This window comes from Ignavibacteriales bacterium (assembly GCA_015709675.1).
GTDB lineage: Bacteria > Bacteroidota > Ignavibacteria > Ignavibacteriales > Ignavibacteriaceae > H2-BAC3.
The window spans coordinates 2,357,852-2,374,941 of sequence record CP054182.1 but is presented as its reverse complement, the minus strand read 5'-3'; the positions used below and the strand labels follow the sequence as shown (position 1 = coordinate 2,374,941).

Below are 17,090 nucleotides of genomic sequence, written 5' to 3'. Positions count from 1 at the left end.
ACAGAAGTAAATATCATGATTCGATAATTTTAAATTTCATCTTTACAAAATATCCCCCCCCGCCAATTAAAACAAGCAAAAACAACCACGTAAAACAGATGAAAGTTGTTTCAACTTCTGAATAATTTGGTACAAGAACCAAATACCGCGGGGCAGAGAACCTTAAAATGCTGCTAAAAGAGCATCTTTCCTTTTTTCATTATTAATTCTCCGTCAAGATACACATCGGGTTTTCTGATTACACCATCCAGATGTATGGGTACATCAATTTCTCCCCCCATGGATTTATTGTTTCCGACAGCGATATGTACCGTTCCAAGCACTTTTTCGTCTTCCAGTACGATTCCGCTGATTTTCGCCTTTTCATTAGTGCCGATTCCGAATTCAGCTATGCTTCTGGCCAGCGGTCCAACCCCGTCAAGCATGGCATTCAGTTTTTTGGCAAATTTCCCTCCGGTTATTGACTCAGCCACCCCATTTTTCACCTGAAACACCAGGGGGGTATCAGTGATTTTTCCCAGAGATGCCATAGATCCATCCACGACGAAGGTTCCGTTTGCGGTACCCTCCACAGGAGCCAGATAGGTCTCACCCGTAGGAAGATTGCCGCTTTCACCCTTTGCATGAAAAAGCCCTTTTGATTCATAGATTTTTCTGCCAGCAATGGAGAAACTGATATCCGTACCCAGTTTTGTGGTGATTCTGATCTGAGTCCCCGTTTCAAGTTTCTCTTTAACCTTGCGGCAAAGTGCGGTAATTTTATGATAATCAGCAGTTAAACCGCGGATCATGATTTCTTTTGTGATATTGGGGAAGGTTGCTACCCTGACTCCGCCGGCAGAGGCATCCCTTCTTGCTTTGGTATGAGTAAGCGAGGTGGTCGTAGGTATGAGCACTACGCTGAATCGTTTCATCATATCTGCAATTTCGGCTGAAGGCTCTTCCCCGTTTATGCGGAGCGGTGCCATTTCAAGATAGAGACTTTTGTGGCCAAGTTCTTTTGCAGTCTCGAACAGAGAGAGGCCGATTTCCCGTTTGTTTACATCTGAAATTACAAGGACTGATTCTTCAGGCTTCGTGCCCATACAGTCACGGATTGCTGTGAGTGATGCTTTTTTAAGTTTGTCTGCCATCAGAGTGTTACTCCTATATTTAACTGAAGTGTTGCGTTGAATCCCCCTGAGTTGATGATATATCTCATTGTTTCATCTGACCTGGGGCCTTTGGTCAGAAACCTCCCTTCATTTGTCTTCATTCTCCCTGCTTCAAGGAACATATACCCTGCCGAACCTTCGATACTGACATAATCATCTATCAGTTCAAAAATAAAACCAGCACCAAGTGTAACACCTATCGGAGCATCCTCCGCAGTGTAAACATAGTTAATAATCTGGCCGGAGGGGTCGTGTAAAGATTCGGTAAAACGCACCTGGCTGAATACGATGGTAGCATCTATGATCTTAACGCTGAACGAACGGGTCAGTTCTGTGCCGATATCAATGCCGATACCGTAATTTTTTGTTGCCAGTTCGGCAAAAGTATTTTCCTGCTGTGAGGAAGCCAGAATAATGGCGGTTTTTCTTTCAATGAGATTTTCATAAAAAACCTTAAAGGTAAGTATCATACCCTCCAGATTCTGCCTGAGAAGATTAACCCCGACCCGGAATCCCTTAAGATTTCCAAACTGATCCATCCCCTGATAGAGTGAATCAGCATACATACGGTTGTATTGCCTTACAAATTCATTCAATTCATCGGTGTGGACGCCCTGGGATGAATATCCGGCAAAACCGCCAACAAGCCCCAGGCATCCGAACCCAAGTTCCTGTGCAGATAACGGTTTATGAACTGCTATAAAGAGCAGTGCTGCTGTCACAAGAGCGGGAAACGAAACCAGGCTTTTCATTCTGCTTACTGGAATTTAGAAATCCACTCCGAATGCTACAGTAAGAACTGCCTGTATGGTAAATCCTCCTCCGCTGATAAAATCATCCATCCGGCGGGCGGTATCTTCATTTACCTGAAGATAAGCGCCTGAGGTTTTGAATTTCATCTCAGGGATATCAAAAAAATTGTACCCAACATTCAATTCAATGCCAATATTGGGAGGAAGCGGATAAAAAACAAGTCCGGTATATACGGTCCCGCCGAAAGTACTTTCCGGTGATTCGAGCTCCTGTTTTGTATTTCCATTAACAGGGTCAATAAGTTCATTGGTAAGACCGGCAGTAGTTGAAGAAATATAAATCTCGATGATCTTCAGATCGAGATACTCACTCATCACATAATTAGCGCCAAAACCGATTCCTATGGTAGATGTATTAAGGGTGAACTCGCGTTTCGCCGAAGAACTTGTCGCGAACTCCTTTTCGTGGGTCAGTTGCAGAAAAACTCTTGAGTTAAAAAGCACCTGCGATTCGGATATATAATACTGAAAAAGTTTACCTCCGAACCAGAATGCCTGTGCACCGCCGAACTCCCCCATCTGTTTGGTAAGAGTGGCTGTTCTTTTCTGATTATAATGCTTTATATATGCATTAAAACCGTCTGCCGAATAGCCCTGATAACCATATCCGGCCGAAATGCCAAACTGGCCCATAAGTGAAAAACAGGTTTCAAAACCGCAGCACATCTGTGCACGTGCCGGACTCTGAAACAGCACAAACAACCCTATCAGAATGATGAATTTTTTCATTAACAACCTCCGGTTAATTAATCTTTTTGAACCGCGGTGCTGCTATCCAGTCCGCCTGAACCTTTTTTTGCCTCCGATACTCTGAGAGCAAAAGAGAAAATTAGACCAAGAATTCCAAGTATTGAAAACAGCCACATTCCCAGATTATACCCTTCCGGATTCTGCGGACCTGCCTGCTGTGAATCGTTTGCAATGCCAATCAGCCAGTTAAAAAGTGCCAGTCCGATCTGCTGAATAAGTGTCATTACGGAATATGCCGTGCCAAGTTTGTTGCTGTCAACCAGGTAGGCAACCGAAGGCCACATGACTGCAGGGATGAGAGAGAACGCAACACCCATCATGGCAACCGGTATATATAATGGAAGTGAAGTATAACTCATAATAAAAAATACCGGCATCAGGAAAAGCGACCCGATCATCATAAAGATGGATCGTTTACCAACTTTATCAACCAGAAGTCCGAAGAGCGGAGTGGCAAACATTGCCGAGAGAGGAAGCACGCTATTCAGGAATCCGGCGGATTCCCTTTCCAATGAATGGGCTTCCATAAAAAACTTAATTGCAAAACTTCTGAACGGGAATACTGCCGAATAAAAAGTTACACAGAGTGCAACCACAAACCAGAACGACCAGCCGAATTTAAATACGTCACTGAAAACAAATTTATCTGTTTCCCCTGCTTCGCCAAGTACTTTTCTTTTTTCAGCACGACCTTCAAGCCAGAAATATATAATTCCGCCAACCACACAGGTCAGTGAAATAATGCCCGCAAGCATGAGGGGCTCCTGCCATGAACCATACCAGCCGGAAGCCCACGTAGGTGAGTTATCGGCAGCCACGGAACCAAGGCGGGCAATGGTAAGATTAAGGCCAAAAGCAAATCCGAGTTCCTTTCCCTTAAACCACTTTGCAAGTGCTGTGGTTACGGCAACGATCATCGGCTCTGCACCAAGCCCGAGCACTACCCTGCTGATTAACATAACCGTCAGGTCAGACGAGGCGGCCATCATAAAGGCAGACACAGCACAAACGATTCCAAAGACCAGAGTCGTTTTCTTTGTGCCGTATTTATCAATAATTACCCCGCCAATGAGGAGAACAACAATCGCAGCGATGCTGTAAACAGAATAAAGCTGTCCGATATTTTCATCAGTGAAATTTAATCCTGATTTGAGCATATCGGCAATCGGACCGATACTGTCATAGATGTAATAATTGCCAAACATCATTATGCTGACAAATATCAATACCAGCCAGCGTTCGAAAGGATGGGCAGCTTTATGTTCTGCTGTCAAATTGTTGTTCTCCTCTTCTGAATATTGAATTAATACGGAATACTGCTGATTACGTTAGTAAGCAGCTTATAGAAATTCGGAACGGAACTGATCTGCAGGCGTTCATCAGGTGAATGAACATCAAACATGGTCGGTCCGAATGAAATCATATCCAGACCAGGATTCTTTTCACCTATAATACCGCACTCAAGACCGGCATGAATTGCTTTCAGCTCCGGCTTCTTGCCAAAAAGCTTATCATAGGTATTCACTACGATTCCGAGAATCTCTGAATTCATGTTCGGTTTCCAGCCGGGATATCCGTCACCATAGGCAATGTCTGCCTGGGCAAGTTTAAATGCAGCTGAAACCGTGTTAACGATATCAAGGTTTTCAGATGCAACTGAGCTACGCTGGCTTGTAACCACGGTAACTTTATCGCCTTCGGTTTTAATGGTAGCCAGATTTGTTGAAGTCTCAACCAGTCCCGGTATATCTGCTGACATTTTAATAACTCCGTGAGGAACTGCATACAGTGCATTCAGCAGATTATCAGTAGTAGCATAGTCCATAAGGTAATCTGATGCTTCAGATTCAACAGCATCAACCACCAGATTCTTTTCAACGGTGCTTGATTCAGCGAATACCATTTCATTAAATTCTTTCAGGTATCTCATAAAGTCACCCGCCATTGCAGGAGGAAGTGCAACTTTGGCAAATGCTTCACGTGGGATAGCATTATGTTTGTTGCCTCCTTCAATGGAGATAAGGCGAAGTTCAAACTTGGAGACAGCCGCATAAAGTGCTCTGGTGAGAATTTTAATGGCATTAACTCTGCCGGAGTGAATTTCGAGGCCGGAGTGCCCGCCGATAAGTCCCTGAACACGTACTTCATAAAACTTAAGGCCGGATGATGCTTTTTCTTTGGTAAAAGTGAATTTAGCAGTGGTATTTTTTCCGCCGCTGCATCCGATAAAGAGTGCTCCTTCTTCCTCAGAATCAAGATTAAGTAAAATCTTACCTTTAACGAAATTCGGAGTCATATTTGAAGCGCCGGTTAGTCCTGTTTCTTCATCGAGCGTAAAGAGACATTCAATAGGGCCGTGCTCAAATGAATTGTCAGCCAGAACTGCAAGCGCTGCCGCCACACCAATTCCGTTATCCGCCCCGAGCGTGGTTCCCTTTGCCTTTACATAGTCTCCGTCAATATATATATTGATAGGATCATTATCAAAATCATGCTCAACGCCTCTGTTTTTTTCGCAGACCATATCAAGATGGCTCTGCAGGATGATACCTTTGGCGTTTTCTCTTCCTTTGGTTGCGGGTTTGCTGATAATGATATTGCCGATATCATCTTTTCTGTAAGGCAGTTTATTCTGCTCCGCAAAAGAGACGATATACGCCGCGATTTTTTCTTCCTGTTTTGAAGGGCGCGGATGCCGGGTGATTTCTTCAAAATAGTTCCAGATGAGTTCTGGTTTCAGATGTCCTAAAACATTACCCATTAGTATTTTCTTTCCTTTGTTAGTTCTTTGAATGTTATATAATCATGATGCATCAGGCCGGTTAGGAATTTGGTTGTTCTCAGGTCAGCCGGATCAATTTTTTCTCCGAATATCCTGACCAGTTCATTCACAATATCCTGAACTTTTCTTTCGCCGTTAATAAGCCGCCAGGTTGCCGAACCTATTTCATCCAGTCTGACCTTCAGGTTTTCATGTTTCATGACGGGTTTAAGCAGCTTTTTAAGCCACTCTTTTTTGAATTTTGGTTCAAGCACGGTAACCATACCCCCCTCATCAATAAAATCCACAATATATACCGGGGTTAGTTCGAGGTAGTTAAGTACCGGTTTTTCTTTTTTTGCCATATTCTCTGAATAAAAAGGGCTATCCCGGTATCGGGACAGCCCTGTGAATCAAATCAAATTTACATTACTGCTGAAGGAGGTGCGGGTTCATCCGGTTTTCCTGCGTTGCCGAGCGGGTATTTAACCAGCAGAAATGCTACTGCGGCAAATACGAGCAGACTGACAAGGAATGAAGGATGATCGAAAATCTTGGGTGTCTGCATCTCAACAACTGCAAGGAATGCAAACAGAAGTCCGACAAGGGCTTCTCCCGCGATTAAGCCGGAAGCAAGCAAGACACCGGTATTTTCGACCCTTGCTTTCTGTGCTTCGTTATGTTTTCTCTTTGCAGAGAGTTTATCAAGCATACCTTTAATAAGACCGCCGATAAAAATTGCAAATGAGGTTTCAAGCGGCAGATACATACCAACGCAGACAAGCATCGGGCTCTTTACCTTAACCAGGATAAAACCAATTGCCATAAGCACACCGACTATGATAAGCGGCCAGGCCATATCACCGCCGACAATTCCTTTAGCAAGAATTGCCATCAGACTTGCCTGAGGTGCTGAATAGTTTGCTCCGCCAAGTCCTGTTTCACCGGGGATAAATCCTTTGCCCTGAGCAATGATATCACCTTCGTGAAGAACCATCAGAGGGAAGAACATAACAGCGGATGAGAGGAGCACACCAAAGAGATCGCCAACCTGCATCTTCCACGGTGTACCGCCGAGGATGTGTCCTACTTTAAGATCCTGAAGCATTTCACCAGCAACTGCTGCTGCAACGCAAATAACGGCAGCAACACCAAGCACTGCTGCAATGCCCTCCATTCCCTTCACACCGAGAGCAACCATAAGAAGCGCTGCAATGATAAGGGTGGAAATGGTAAGTCCTGAAATAGGATTATTGCTTGATCCGATAAGACCAACCAGATACCCTGATACTGCCGCAAAGAAGAATCCTGCTACAAGCATCACGGCGGTTGCTACTACCGCGGCAGTAACATCACCTGAGAAATAGTTGTAAATAAGGAATATTGCTACTGTAGAAAGTGCAAGACCGATGAAGACCCACTTAAAGTTCATATCTTTTTCGGTTCTTACTTCCCCTTCATGGCTTCCTGTAGCTGCTTTTTTAACATCACCGATAGCACGGCTGAGACCGGCACCGAGACTGTTTCTCATTCTGAAGAGTGTATATGCGGCACTCATAAGCATACCGCCGATTGCAACAGGACGGACAATATTTCTCCAGACCTGTGTTGCCAGTCCTACCCAGGTTTCATCAGTAACTTCAGTTACTCCGTTCGCCTGAAGAGAGGCAATAAGCTGAGGACCCAGGAAGTATAAAAGAAGCGGAACAAATAAACCCCATGCCAGAAGACCTCCGGTGAAGTTGAGTGCGGCAAGATTCGGGCCAATGATATACCCGACGCCCATATATGCAGGGCTGACGCCCGGCGTGCTGATGAGAGCACCTCCGCTGGCTTCAACTGATGCTGATTTACCAATCATGATTTTCTGATTAGCGAATGCAATAAACTTTTCCCATGAAGCGGCAAAGAACTGCATCTGCTTCAGAATCTGAATGGTTGCGCCCATTGCCATTGCGTAAAACAGGAATTTTGCTCCGGACTGACCGCTCTGACCAGCTTTATGAATCTCGGATGCTGCAACAGATTCGGGGAATGGCAGTTCTTTATCTTCGACCATTACTCTTCTGAGAATGGTTACGAACATAATACCCACAACACCGCCGATAAACATAATGGCGGATGCTTCGAGATAGTGAGTAAATGAGTAAAATTCAGTCCATACGCCTGCTATCAGGAATGCAGGGATGGTAAATATTGCACCTGCAGCCACTGATTCACCAATGGAACCAACAGTTCGGGCAAAATTTTCTTCGAGAATTGAGCCTTTCATGACTCTGAGAATTGCCATACCGATAACCGCAGCGGGGTAAGTAGCGGCTATGGTCATGCCTGCCTTCAGTCCAAGGTATGCATTTGCTGCACCCAGGACAACCGACATCACCAGACCAATAACCAATGCGCGGATGGTAAATTCGGCCATATTACTGTCCGGGGAGACAAATGGCACAAATGGTTTGTTTTCTGACATAGAGTTCTCCTCTATAAATTGATGTTTGTGTTAGGATTATAGAAATTAATTCTATTATTAAGACCCTGAAATATATTAAACCACTCTCTTCCTGAAAAGAATATTTACGAAATAGTGGTTCCCTGTGCAATTCAGTCTCCGGTTCTAAATCTGTTTTTAGCACCGGCAGAAACAAGGAGAGACTAAAACTCCAGGCCTCTAATGCCTATATGACAAAGAGAAAAATCATACTTCACCGGATCAGCCGGATCAAATTCCCTCAGCCGCGCAGTAATCTCTTCCGCCATTTTCCAGTCCCCTTGCTTCCGGCTGGTAAGACCAAGTTTTCGGGCAATCTGAGCAATATGGGTATCCACAGGGATGATCAGGTCAGAAGGAGAGATGAAATCCCATAGCCCGAAATCGAGCTCATCCCTCCTGACCATCCAGCGAAGGAAGAGGTTGAAGCGCTTGCAGGAACTTCCTGAGGAAGGTTTGGGTATCATGAACCGTAACCCGTTGGTGACCGCTCCTGATGTTAGGAGTTCGGTAACGAAGAAATGATGAAACAGGGATATGACCGACCCCGGCACGGGAGTCTGACCCTGGGGGAGTAAACTTTTCACCAAACCCGCAATGCTACCGTGATGGTGCAAAATACTCCGTAAAACCAGCATCAGGCGGGCAGTATCATCACCCGAATAAAACCGGTGGACAATACCTGAAAATTCGTTCAAAACACTTAGTTCTGACATAGTCCTAAGATTCTCCGCCGGAGCGGAGCCAAGCTTTTTCAGCATTTTATCCATTACCGCTGAGATTTGCTTAACATTTCCGAAGGCATAAACTGAAGCCAGAAACGCAATCAGTTCGATATCTGCGGGGGCAGAATAGCGGTGAGGGTACTGAAGCGGATCAGGGGCAATGTTGGACCGGTCATAAAGACGATAATGGTATTCCAGCTTCTCCTTCAGGTCACTGCTTCTCAGTTCCGTGTGCAGGAGGGTTATGTCGCTCTTATTTCGCTTCAAATGATGCAGAATTTAGGTTATTTTTGGAATTTGAAATTCACAAATTACTAAAGAAGACCAAAGTCCCGCGATAAGAATGGCAATTTTACCAATTACGATTTACGGCGATGCAATCCTCCGGAAAAAAGCCCAGAAGGTTGAAAAAATGGACGCCGAAACAAAGAAACTGATTAAAGATATGTTCGACACGATGGATAACGCCAGCGGAGTAGGGCTTGCGGCTAATCAGGTCGGGAGCAATAAAGCAATCTTCGTAATTGATGTATCAGAAGTAGAAGGGCTTGAACATATAAAGCCGTTTGCCTGCATTAATCCTAAAATCACGGAAAAGTCCGAAGAAATTGTGAAGATGGATGAGGGCTGCCTGAGCATTCCGGGAATAAAAAATTCCGTTATGCGCCCCAAAGGAATAAAGCTAATCTATCAGAATGAAAAACTGGAGCAGTGCGAAATTACCGATGAGAGTTTTCTTGCACGGGTTCTTCAGCATGAATATGATCACCTGCAGGGGGTCTTTTTCACCGATCTGCTTGACGAAGAATCACAAAAGATTCTGAAAAAGCAGCTTACACGGATTAAAAAACGGGACTTCGACTGCGATTATCCCGTCACCGATACAGATTAACATTTTGGATATATCAGCCCGAATGAGAATTGTTTTCTGGGGAACTCCCCGCTTTGCAGCACATTCACTTAACGAATTAGTCCTGAGGGGATATAATGTAGTCGCTGCGGTAACTACTCCCGATAAAGAAAAAGGGCGCGGGCTGAAAGTCTCATTTTCTGATGTCAAGCAGACTGGACTTAACTATAATATCCCCGTTCTTCAGCCGGAATCACTGAAAGACCCTGATTTTATAAAGGAATTGCTCACTTACCAGCCGGATATATTTGTTGTGGTTGCTTTCAGGATTCTCCCGAAAGAAATACTTTCCCTTCCGGTAAAAAGTATATTTAATCTTCACGGTTCACTGCTTCCGGCTCTCCGCGGTGCGGCCCCTATTCAGTGGGCGCTTATTAACGGATATACTAAAACCGGTGTTACCACTTTCGAGATTGAACCAAAAGTTGATACCGGCAAAGTATATATCCGCAAGGAAACGGAGATTTTGCCGGAAGATAATTTCGGCACGCTGCACGACCGCCTTATGATGCTCGGTACTGAAGCAATATGCGAAACCATTAATATGATTCAGTCAGGCAGTTTCACCCTGCTTCCGCAGAATGATGAACTTGCGACTCCGGCTCCGAAGATCACCAAAGAAATTTGCAGGATTGATTTTACCAGGAGCGCGGAAGAGATACACAACCTTATTAGAGGACTCTCCCCTGCCCCGGGCGCTTTTTTTGAATATAACGGTAAACAGATAAAAATATATACTTCAGGAATTGTGGACCGATCCGATCTGAAGCCCGGCGAGTCAGAGATTCTCAAATCCGGCTGGACAATTGGCTGCGGCAGCAATGCCCTACTGCTTCTTGAGATTCAGCCGGAAGGAAAACGCCGGATGAGCGCGGAGGATTATATCAGAGGACTGAGAATCTAAAGCTGATCTGAATATTCAGGACAATTGAACCGCAGAGCGGTGACCTGTGAGTAGAAAATTGTTCACGGTGTGAACCGCGCAGAGGTAACAGGTTTGTTATTGAATAAAAGTTTGCAGAGAAAGGCCGCGGCGTGTCTCAACGATTGCATCATTCAGAATCCAAAGGATTTATATATTGGTAGAAAAATCAATGTGAACCGCGTTAGCGGTGACCTATATATAAAACTACCATGAGAAACATAATCTGAAACCCGCATCGCGGGTGACCTTTAAAAGAAAATTGTTCTTGGTGTGAACCGCGTTAGCGGTGACCTGTTAATAAAACTACCATGAGAGATATAATCTAAACCCTCATCGCGGGTGACCGTTAAAGGAAAATTGTTCTTGGTGTGAACCGCGTAGCGGTGACCTGTTAATAACAATGCAATAAAAAACATAATCTGAAACCCGCATCGCGGGTGACCTTTAGTAAGAATACATCAGCTGAATCCTTCAGACGATGGCGGCAGGAATGCATATTTGGTATGAGGAATGGTAATTCTACATCTGTTTTGGAAGTCATCCCCAATCTGATCTGATATGTATTCAGAAATTTCAATGCTTCAACTTAAACGATTTTTCGTAATTTTATCATCTATTTCGTGTGTAAAAAGGTATTAATCAATGAATTTTAAGAAAAACATCCTTGAGGCGATCGGGAATACTCCCCTTGTGCGGCTGAATAAGATTAATAAGGGTCTGAAACCGCAGATTTTTGCCAAGTTAGAGTCAACCAACCCGGGCGGAAGCGTAAAAGACCGCATCGGAATTTCCATGCTGACCCTGGCTGAAGAAGCAGGCCAGATTAAACCGGGCGGAACCCTGGTTGAGGCAACAAGCGGAAATACCGGAATAGGACTGGCTCTTGCCGCTTCGGTGAAGGGGTATAAATCCGTTTTTGTAGTTACCGATAAAGTAAGTGCCGAAAAAATTAATTACCTCCGCGCTCTTGGCTCAGAAGTAATTGTCTGCCCGAATTCCGTGAAGCATGACAGCCCTGACTATTATATTAATGTTGCGCGGAAAATTGCAAGCGAAACTCCGAACGCACTCTTCATGTATCAATACTCCAATCCCGGAAATCCTCTGGCCCACTACCGCACAACCGGACCCGAAATCTGGGAACAGACAGAGGGAAGAATTACTCATTTTGTTGCAGGAATGGGAACCGGCGGCACGATCAGCGGTACGGGTAAATTCCTCAAAGAGAAAAACGCGAATATACAGATAATAGGAGCAGATCCTCAGGGAAGTATTCTTAAGACCTTTAAGGAGACCGGGAAAATGTCAGAAGGAATTCCCTATCTTGTTGAAGGAATTGGCCAGGATTGCATTCCGTCAAATATTCATTTTGAGTATATAGACCGTGTGATTCCTGTGCCTGATATTGAATCATTCGATCTGGCAAGAAGGATGTCCAAAGAAGAGGGTATCTTTTGCGGAGGCAGCACCGGGACCATTCTGCATGCAGCGCTTGAAGTAGCAAAGGATGGCAGCAAGGATGATATTATTGTTTTTATCGTCTGCGATACCGGAGAACGCTACCTTACCAAGATGCACAGTGAAGAGTGGCTCCGCCAGAAACGGATGCTGAAACATCATTCAAAAACTGTCCGTGATATATATTACAGCAAAAAAATGCTCAAGCCGCAGGAAATGGTGTTCGTTCACTGCAAGGATAAAGTTAAAACCGCAGTTGAAAAAATGGATGCGACCGGATTTTCCCAGCTTCCTGTTATGGACTTTGGAGAATCAGTAGGAAGTCTCAGAGAAGCAAAAGTTATGTCAAGTCTTCTGGAAAATCCGAAACTGCTTGAGAGCTATGTTGAGGATATTATGGACCCGGGATTTCCAACCATTGATGAAAAGTCAGATTTGCAGGCCTTAAAACATCATCTTACCACCTCACCCGCGGTTCTGGTGACTGAATACGGAAGAATAATTGATATTATTACCCGTTATGATATTTTAGAATTTTCAGAATCAATAGCTTAAAAGGATATATATGGGTTTCGCAACAGACGCGATTCACGCAGGACAAAAACCGGATGAAGTAACCGGAGCAGTCATTACTCCCCTCTATCTTACTTCCACATACGCACAGGAAGAACTGGGCAAACATAAAGGATTTGAATATGGCCGCACTCATAACTTCACCCGTGCGGCTCTTGAGCAGAATATAGCCGCGCTCGAGAAGGGCAAATTTGGCATTGCACACGCAAGCGGACTTGCCGCAATTCACGCACTCATGAGTCTGGTTAAAGCCGGAGATCATGTTATTGTGACCGACAATGTTTATGGCGGCACCTACCGGCTGTTTGAACTGGTGATGAGCAATTACGGCCTTAGTTATAGCTGGGTTGACACCACCAGGCCGGAAAACATTCTTGCTGAGATTCGCCCGAATACCAGAATGGTACATATCGAAACACCTACCAATCCCATGCTTTCTCTGACTGATATTAAAGCAGTAAGCACAATCTGCAAAGAACATGGCTTGATGCTGGTTGTTGACAATACTTTTATGAGTCCCTATTTCCAGAACCCCCTCACGCTTGGCGCGGATATTGTAACCCATTCTGTTACCAAATATATAAACGGCCACTCTGACCTGATTGGCGGAATTAACATTACCAATGATGAAAAAATACACGAACGCCTGAGATATATCCAGAATGCAGCCGGAGGCGTTCCTTCACCGTTTGACTGCTGGCTCACGCTTCGCTCAACCAAGACATTAGCTGTAAGAATGAAGCAGCATAATGAAAACGCTCAAAAAGTGGCAGAATACCTGCTCGCACATCCAAAAATCGCGGATGTTATATATCCCGGCTTAACGAGCCATCCGCAGCATCAGCTTGCCAAGCAACAGATGAGCGGATTCGGAGGAATGGTATCAGTAAATTTTAAGCAGTATGAGGATGTGAATGATTTCCTTAAGAAGCTGAAAGTATTTACCCTTGCTGAAAGTCTCGGCGGAGTTGAAAGTCTTGTTTGCCATCCGGTAAGCATGACTCACGGTTCCGTGCCAAAGGAAAAGCGGGAGAAATTCGGGCTGACGGAAAAACTCGTACGGCTTTCTGTTGGTATTGAAGATGCTGAAGATCTGATTGAAGATATACGCCAGGCCCTTGCCTGATTAACCAAATAAATAAAACGGTAGTGTAATGAAGAAGTATGATCTGATTGTATTAGGTTCCGGTCCGGCTGGTGAAAAAGCAGCAGTCAAAGCCGCCTATTTTAAGAAGAAGGTTGCAATTATCGAAAAGGAAGCCCGTTACGGCGGCGCCGGAGTAAACACAGGCACGCTGCCTTCGAAAACACTTAAGGAATCTGCTCTTTACTATTCCGGTAAATATGACAAGGGATTATATGGCGTTGAACGGGAGCTGAAGAATAAAGCCAGCATAAAGGACTTCATGTGGCGCAAGGATTTCATAATTGATTCGCTCAATCAGGAAGTCCGTAATAACATCATTCTGCACGATGTTGATATATACCACGGAGGCGGCTCATTCGAAACAGATCATGTGATTAAAATTACCAGTTCAAAGGGTGAAGAACTCATCTACGGAGAAAATATCCTTATCGCAACCGGCTCATATCCATATCAGCCGCCGGATATCCCATTTGATAAAAAGCGGGTGCATGACAGTGATACCATACTTGAACTCCCCTATTTCCCCTCCTCTATCTGTGTTGTAGGCGCCGGAGTAATCGGATGTGAATATGCTACCATCTTCGGGGCAATGGGAGCAAAAGTCTTTCTGGTTAATAACAATGACCGCATACTGGGATTCTTAGACAATGAACTTTCTTCCGAACTGGTTGAGCAGATGAAGCGGGATGGCATTGAAATTCTTTTTAATACTTCATTTGAAAAGATGACCGTTCCGGAAGATGAAAAGGAACCGATAGTTATCACCCTTAAAACAGGTGAAACCCTAGAGGTTGATATGTTCCTCTATGCTGCCGGCCGCTCAGCAAACACAAAACCACTGAATTGTGAAAAAGCCGGAGTGCAGCTCGGGAAACGTGAAGTTGTTTCAGTTGATAAAGATTACCGGTCATCCGTTCCCCATATATTTGCCGTTGGTGACGTCATCGGATTCCCCGCGCTTGCAAGCACCAGTATGGACCAGGGACGCGTTGCGGTTTCACACATCTTTGGTATAGATGACCTGAAAGAAATTGTCCCGGTTTTTCCTTATGGAATCTACACCATTCCTGAAGTCTCGATGGTCGGGCTTACCGAGGAGCAAGCCAAAGAAAAAGGAATTGATTACGTGACCGGAAAAGCCCGTTACCGCGATATGCCCAGAGGTAAAATTATGGGTGTACAGGATGGTTTTCTTAAACTTATTTTCAGACGCGACACACTTGAGATTCTGGGTGTTCACATCATTGGCCCGATAGCAAGCGAAATCATTCATTATGGAATGATGCTTGTACACAATCATACTACCATCCCGCAGATACTGGCTGCTGTATTTAACTACCCCACACTGCACGATTTATATAAATACGCCTGCTATGACGGGCTGGGCAACAGGAGCGGACATAAGATAAAGAAATGAATTGTGAATTATGAATTTTTGCCAATCCCGTAGCAGTCGCAAATTGGTAGAAATCCAGATTAGCTAGTTCCCCCGACTCCAGAACATTCGCAAATTGGAAACAATCTTAGCACTTCTTAAACAATAAAAACCCCGGGAATAACCGGGGTTTAAAATATTCTGTAACTATAGCCGAATTATGACCCGCCAAGTTCATAATTCATATATCATACTTCATAATTCTTTTGATGTCATTTTATCAGCAGCATCTTGCCCGTATCTCTCATGATTTTACCGGTTTCGCTGCCTTTGGTTTCAAGCATGTAAAAATAAGCGCCGCTGGCAAGGTCACTCATGGTTCCTTTTTCTTTCGGGTTAAATAAATACCGGTACTCACCCGGCTGCTGCTCCTCGTTCACCCTCAGGTCATAGAGCTCCCCTTTAAGCGTGTATATATACAGTTTTACATAACTCCGCTCCGCAAGGCGATAGACTATGGTTGTGGTCGGGTTAAACGGATTCGGATAATTCCCAGCCAGGCCGCTCTGTCCAGGAGTTATTCGCTCAGTTTGTTCTTCAATTGATGTCATTACAAGCGTTAAGGTATTGCTCAATGCAGACTCATTGCCAATCATCCCTTGCGCTTATTCTGTAATAGTACACTCGCCCTGAGTCCGGTAGCGGGAGGGTAAAGGTTGTATCCTGAGTCTGCCCTACTAGTAAACTATCAGCCATGCTAAAACCAGCCGAGGTAGTATCTGCATAAATCCGGTAATCAGTCAAATCCCGTTCCTGATTTTTCCTCCAGAAAAGCATAACCGATGTTCTTGTTCTGTTAAAGGAAACCATTACTGGTGGCAGAGGCGCCGGTCTTCATATTCATACACCATACCGTAGGGTCCGCCGTAGGGGCCTATGTCACTGCGTGTGCCGTCAAGGTCAAGTATTGCGGGGTCACCGGCATCAATCAAGGGGAATACTTTTGCAAACGAAAATCCCCTCCTGCTCACCAATTAAACATGGGGAAAACATCAATGTTGGTGTTGTCGGGGAGCATATTCCTATAAGTGTTAATAGGTCTATAGAAATTATTGTATTTTACCACATAATCAGTCGGATAGCCGTCTGGATGAGCGCCCGTCACCCCGGTATGTGAATTTATAACAATGTTATTTTTAATAACGCCATGCAAATGAAGCCCGATACCACCCCACTCAAAATAACCACTAACCAAGTTGTTAAGAAAAGTAACCCCCAGACCTTTAATTCCTGTGCCTACAGTGTTGTTTTCGCTGATACAAATATTATTAGCCACCAGGTGAGGAGCATTGTTTTGAAGATACATAATGCTCTCTTTTGAGTAAAATAGATTATTCAGGATTGTTGCATGAGTACTAAAAGTCTTTATGCTTCTTTCCATATATCCAATATTGTTATAAATTAAAATACTAGAATTAGTATAATCAGATAAAGTTGAAACGAAAGCTAATCCATTACCATAATTTTCATAAGCGATTATATGACCAGAACCGTGATCAATGTTTGAAGATTTTGAAAAAAATTTACAGTTCCTAACTATCAGTGTATCATCCAAAAGCATGCTGGTGTATATAGAATGTGAATACGCACTGCTTGTATTAATTATTGACAGTCCCTGGATAATTCCGGCACTAAGAATCCGGACATGGATTACTGAATGGTCAGAATTAAACTGAATTATTGTACTATCTGCCCCGGCTCCAAATAAATGTACCTTTTTTGTTAGAATCAATCTTTCAAGATACATACCCTTTTCAATTACAATCGTATCGCCTGGATTAGATACATCAATACATTTCTTAATTGAATCACTTGCAGTTTCAGGTGAGGTGTAAGGAGGTGTACTGTTGCCTGTCTTGCTTACATAACGAACCTCTGCCTGCATCAGGTTGGATGCAAGCAGAAGTACAAAAAATAAAATTATCTGTATCATTCTCTTTTTCCTTTTTTCA

The 17,090-nt window shown here is 44.1% G+C and carries 16 protein-coding genes; 5 read left to right on the top strand and 11 right to left on the bottom strand.

Features of this window, described 5'->3' with window-relative positions; translation table 11 throughout:
- Positions 1-173: 173 nt before the first annotated feature.
- From HRU80_08925 to HRU80_08890, 8 genes are all read right to left on the bottom strand, one after another.
- On the bottom strand, positions 174-1,133 hold the full coding sequence (locus tag HRU80_08925; protein QOJ28994.1) for an aminopeptidase: 960 nt from the start codon (positions 1,131-1,133) through the stop codon (positions 174-176).
- Entirely contained in the window at positions 1,133-1,906 is a 774-nt protein-coding gene (locus HRU80_08920) for a hypothetical protein (GenBank protein QOJ28993.1), read from the bottom strand. Before HRU80_08920 ends, HRU80_08925 begins: the two co-directional genes overlap by 1 nt.
- Before the next feature lie 15 nt (positions 1,907-1,921).
- Positions 1,922-2,695, bottom strand: coding sequence for a hypothetical protein (locus tag HRU80_08915; GenBank protein QOJ28992.1), 774 nt, complete (start codon positions 2,693-2,695; stop codon positions 1,922-1,924).
- A 17-nt stretch (positions 2,696-2,712) separates the two neighbouring features.
- Positions 2,713-3,924: an MFS transporter gene (locus HRU80_08910; protein QOJ30505.1), complete on the bottom strand. Its 1,212-nt coding sequence runs from the start codon at positions 3,922-3,924 to the stop codon at positions 2,713-2,715.
- A gap of 95 nt (positions 3,925-4,019) precedes the next feature.
- The gene (locus HRU80_08905) at positions 4,020-5,477 is read right to left on the bottom strand and encodes an aminoacyl-histidine dipeptidase (protein QOJ28991.1); all 1,458 of its coding nucleotides are present in this window, start codon (positions 5,475-5,477) and stop codon (positions 4,020-4,022) included.
- The gene (locus HRU80_08900) at positions 5,477-5,842 is read right to left on the bottom strand and encodes a PqqD family protein (GenBank protein QOJ28990.1); all 366 of its coding nucleotides are present in this window, start codon (positions 5,840-5,842) and stop codon (positions 5,477-5,479) included. Before HRU80_08900 ends, HRU80_08905 begins: the two co-directional genes overlap by 1 nt.
- A gap of 59 nt (positions 5,843-5,901) precedes the next feature.
- Positions 5,902-7,947 carry an oligopeptide transporter, OPT family gene (locus tag HRU80_08895; protein QOJ28989.1) on the bottom strand — a complete coding sequence of 682 codons (2,046 nt, stop codon included), beginning with the start codon at positions 7,945-7,947 and terminating at the stop codon, positions 5,902-5,904.
- Positions 7,948-8,129: 182 nt separating this feature from the next.
- Positions 8,130-8,957, bottom strand: a complete 828-nt coding sequence (locus tag HRU80_08890; GenBank protein QOJ28988.1) for a TIGR02757 family protein — start codon at positions 8,955-8,957, stop codon at positions 8,130-8,132.
- Between the two features lie 76 nt (positions 8,958-9,033).
- On the opposite strand from HRU80_08890, the gene def reads away from it, so the two are divergent.
- From def to sthA, 5 genes are all read left to right on the top strand, one after another.
- Positions 9,034-9,582, top strand: coding sequence for a peptide deformylase (gene def / locus HRU80_08885; protein ID QOJ28987.1), 549 nt, complete (start codon positions 9,034-9,036; stop codon positions 9,580-9,582).
- 22 nt (positions 9,583-9,604) lie between these two features.
- On the top strand, positions 9,605-10,504 hold the full coding sequence (locus tag HRU80_08880; protein ID QOJ30504.1) for a methionyl-tRNA formyltransferase: 900 nt from the start codon (positions 9,605-9,607) through the stop codon (positions 10,502-10,504).
- Between the two features lie 663 nt (positions 10,505-11,167).
- On the top strand, positions 11,168-12,538 hold the full coding sequence (locus HRU80_08875) for a pyridoxal-phosphate dependent enzyme (protein QOJ28986.1): 1,371 nt from the start codon (positions 11,168-11,170) through the stop codon (positions 12,536-12,538).
- Positions 12,539-12,548: 10 nt separating this feature from the next.
- On the top strand, positions 12,549-13,682 hold the full coding sequence (locus HRU80_08870) for a PLP-dependent transferase (GenBank protein QOJ28985.1): 1,134 nt from the start codon (positions 12,549-12,551) through the stop codon (positions 13,680-13,682).
- Between the two features lie 28 nt (positions 13,683-13,710).
- The gene (gene sthA, locus HRU80_08865) at positions 13,711-15,120 is read left to right on the top strand and encodes a Si-specific NAD(P)(+) transhydrogenase (protein ID QOJ28984.1); all 1,410 of its coding nucleotides are present in this window, start codon (positions 13,711-13,713) and stop codon (positions 15,118-15,120) included.
- A 230-nt stretch (positions 15,121-15,350) separates the two neighbouring features.
- On the opposite strand, the gene HRU80_08860 is transcribed toward sthA, so the two are convergent.
- From HRU80_08860 to HRU80_08850, 3 genes are all read right to left on the bottom strand, one after another.
- Positions 15,351-15,713 (bottom strand): T9SS type A sorting domain-containing protein, encoded by a 363-nt coding sequence (locus HRU80_08860; protein ID QOJ28983.1) that lies wholly within the window; start codon positions 15,711-15,713, stop codon positions 15,351-15,353.
- Positions 15,714-15,947: 234 nt separating this feature from the next.
- A complete protein-coding gene (locus HRU80_08855) occupies positions 15,948-16,109 on the bottom strand; it encodes a hypothetical protein (GenBank protein ID QOJ28982.1) in 162 nt (53 codons plus the stop codon).
- The gene (locus HRU80_08850) at positions 16,106-17,071 is read right to left on the bottom strand and encodes a hypothetical protein (GenBank protein ID QOJ28981.1); all 966 of its coding nucleotides are present in this window, start codon (positions 17,069-17,071) and stop codon (positions 16,106-16,108) included. The genes HRU80_08855 and HRU80_08850 overlap by 4 nt, the downstream gene beginning before the upstream one ends.
- Positions 17,072-17,090 lie beyond the last annotated feature (19 nt).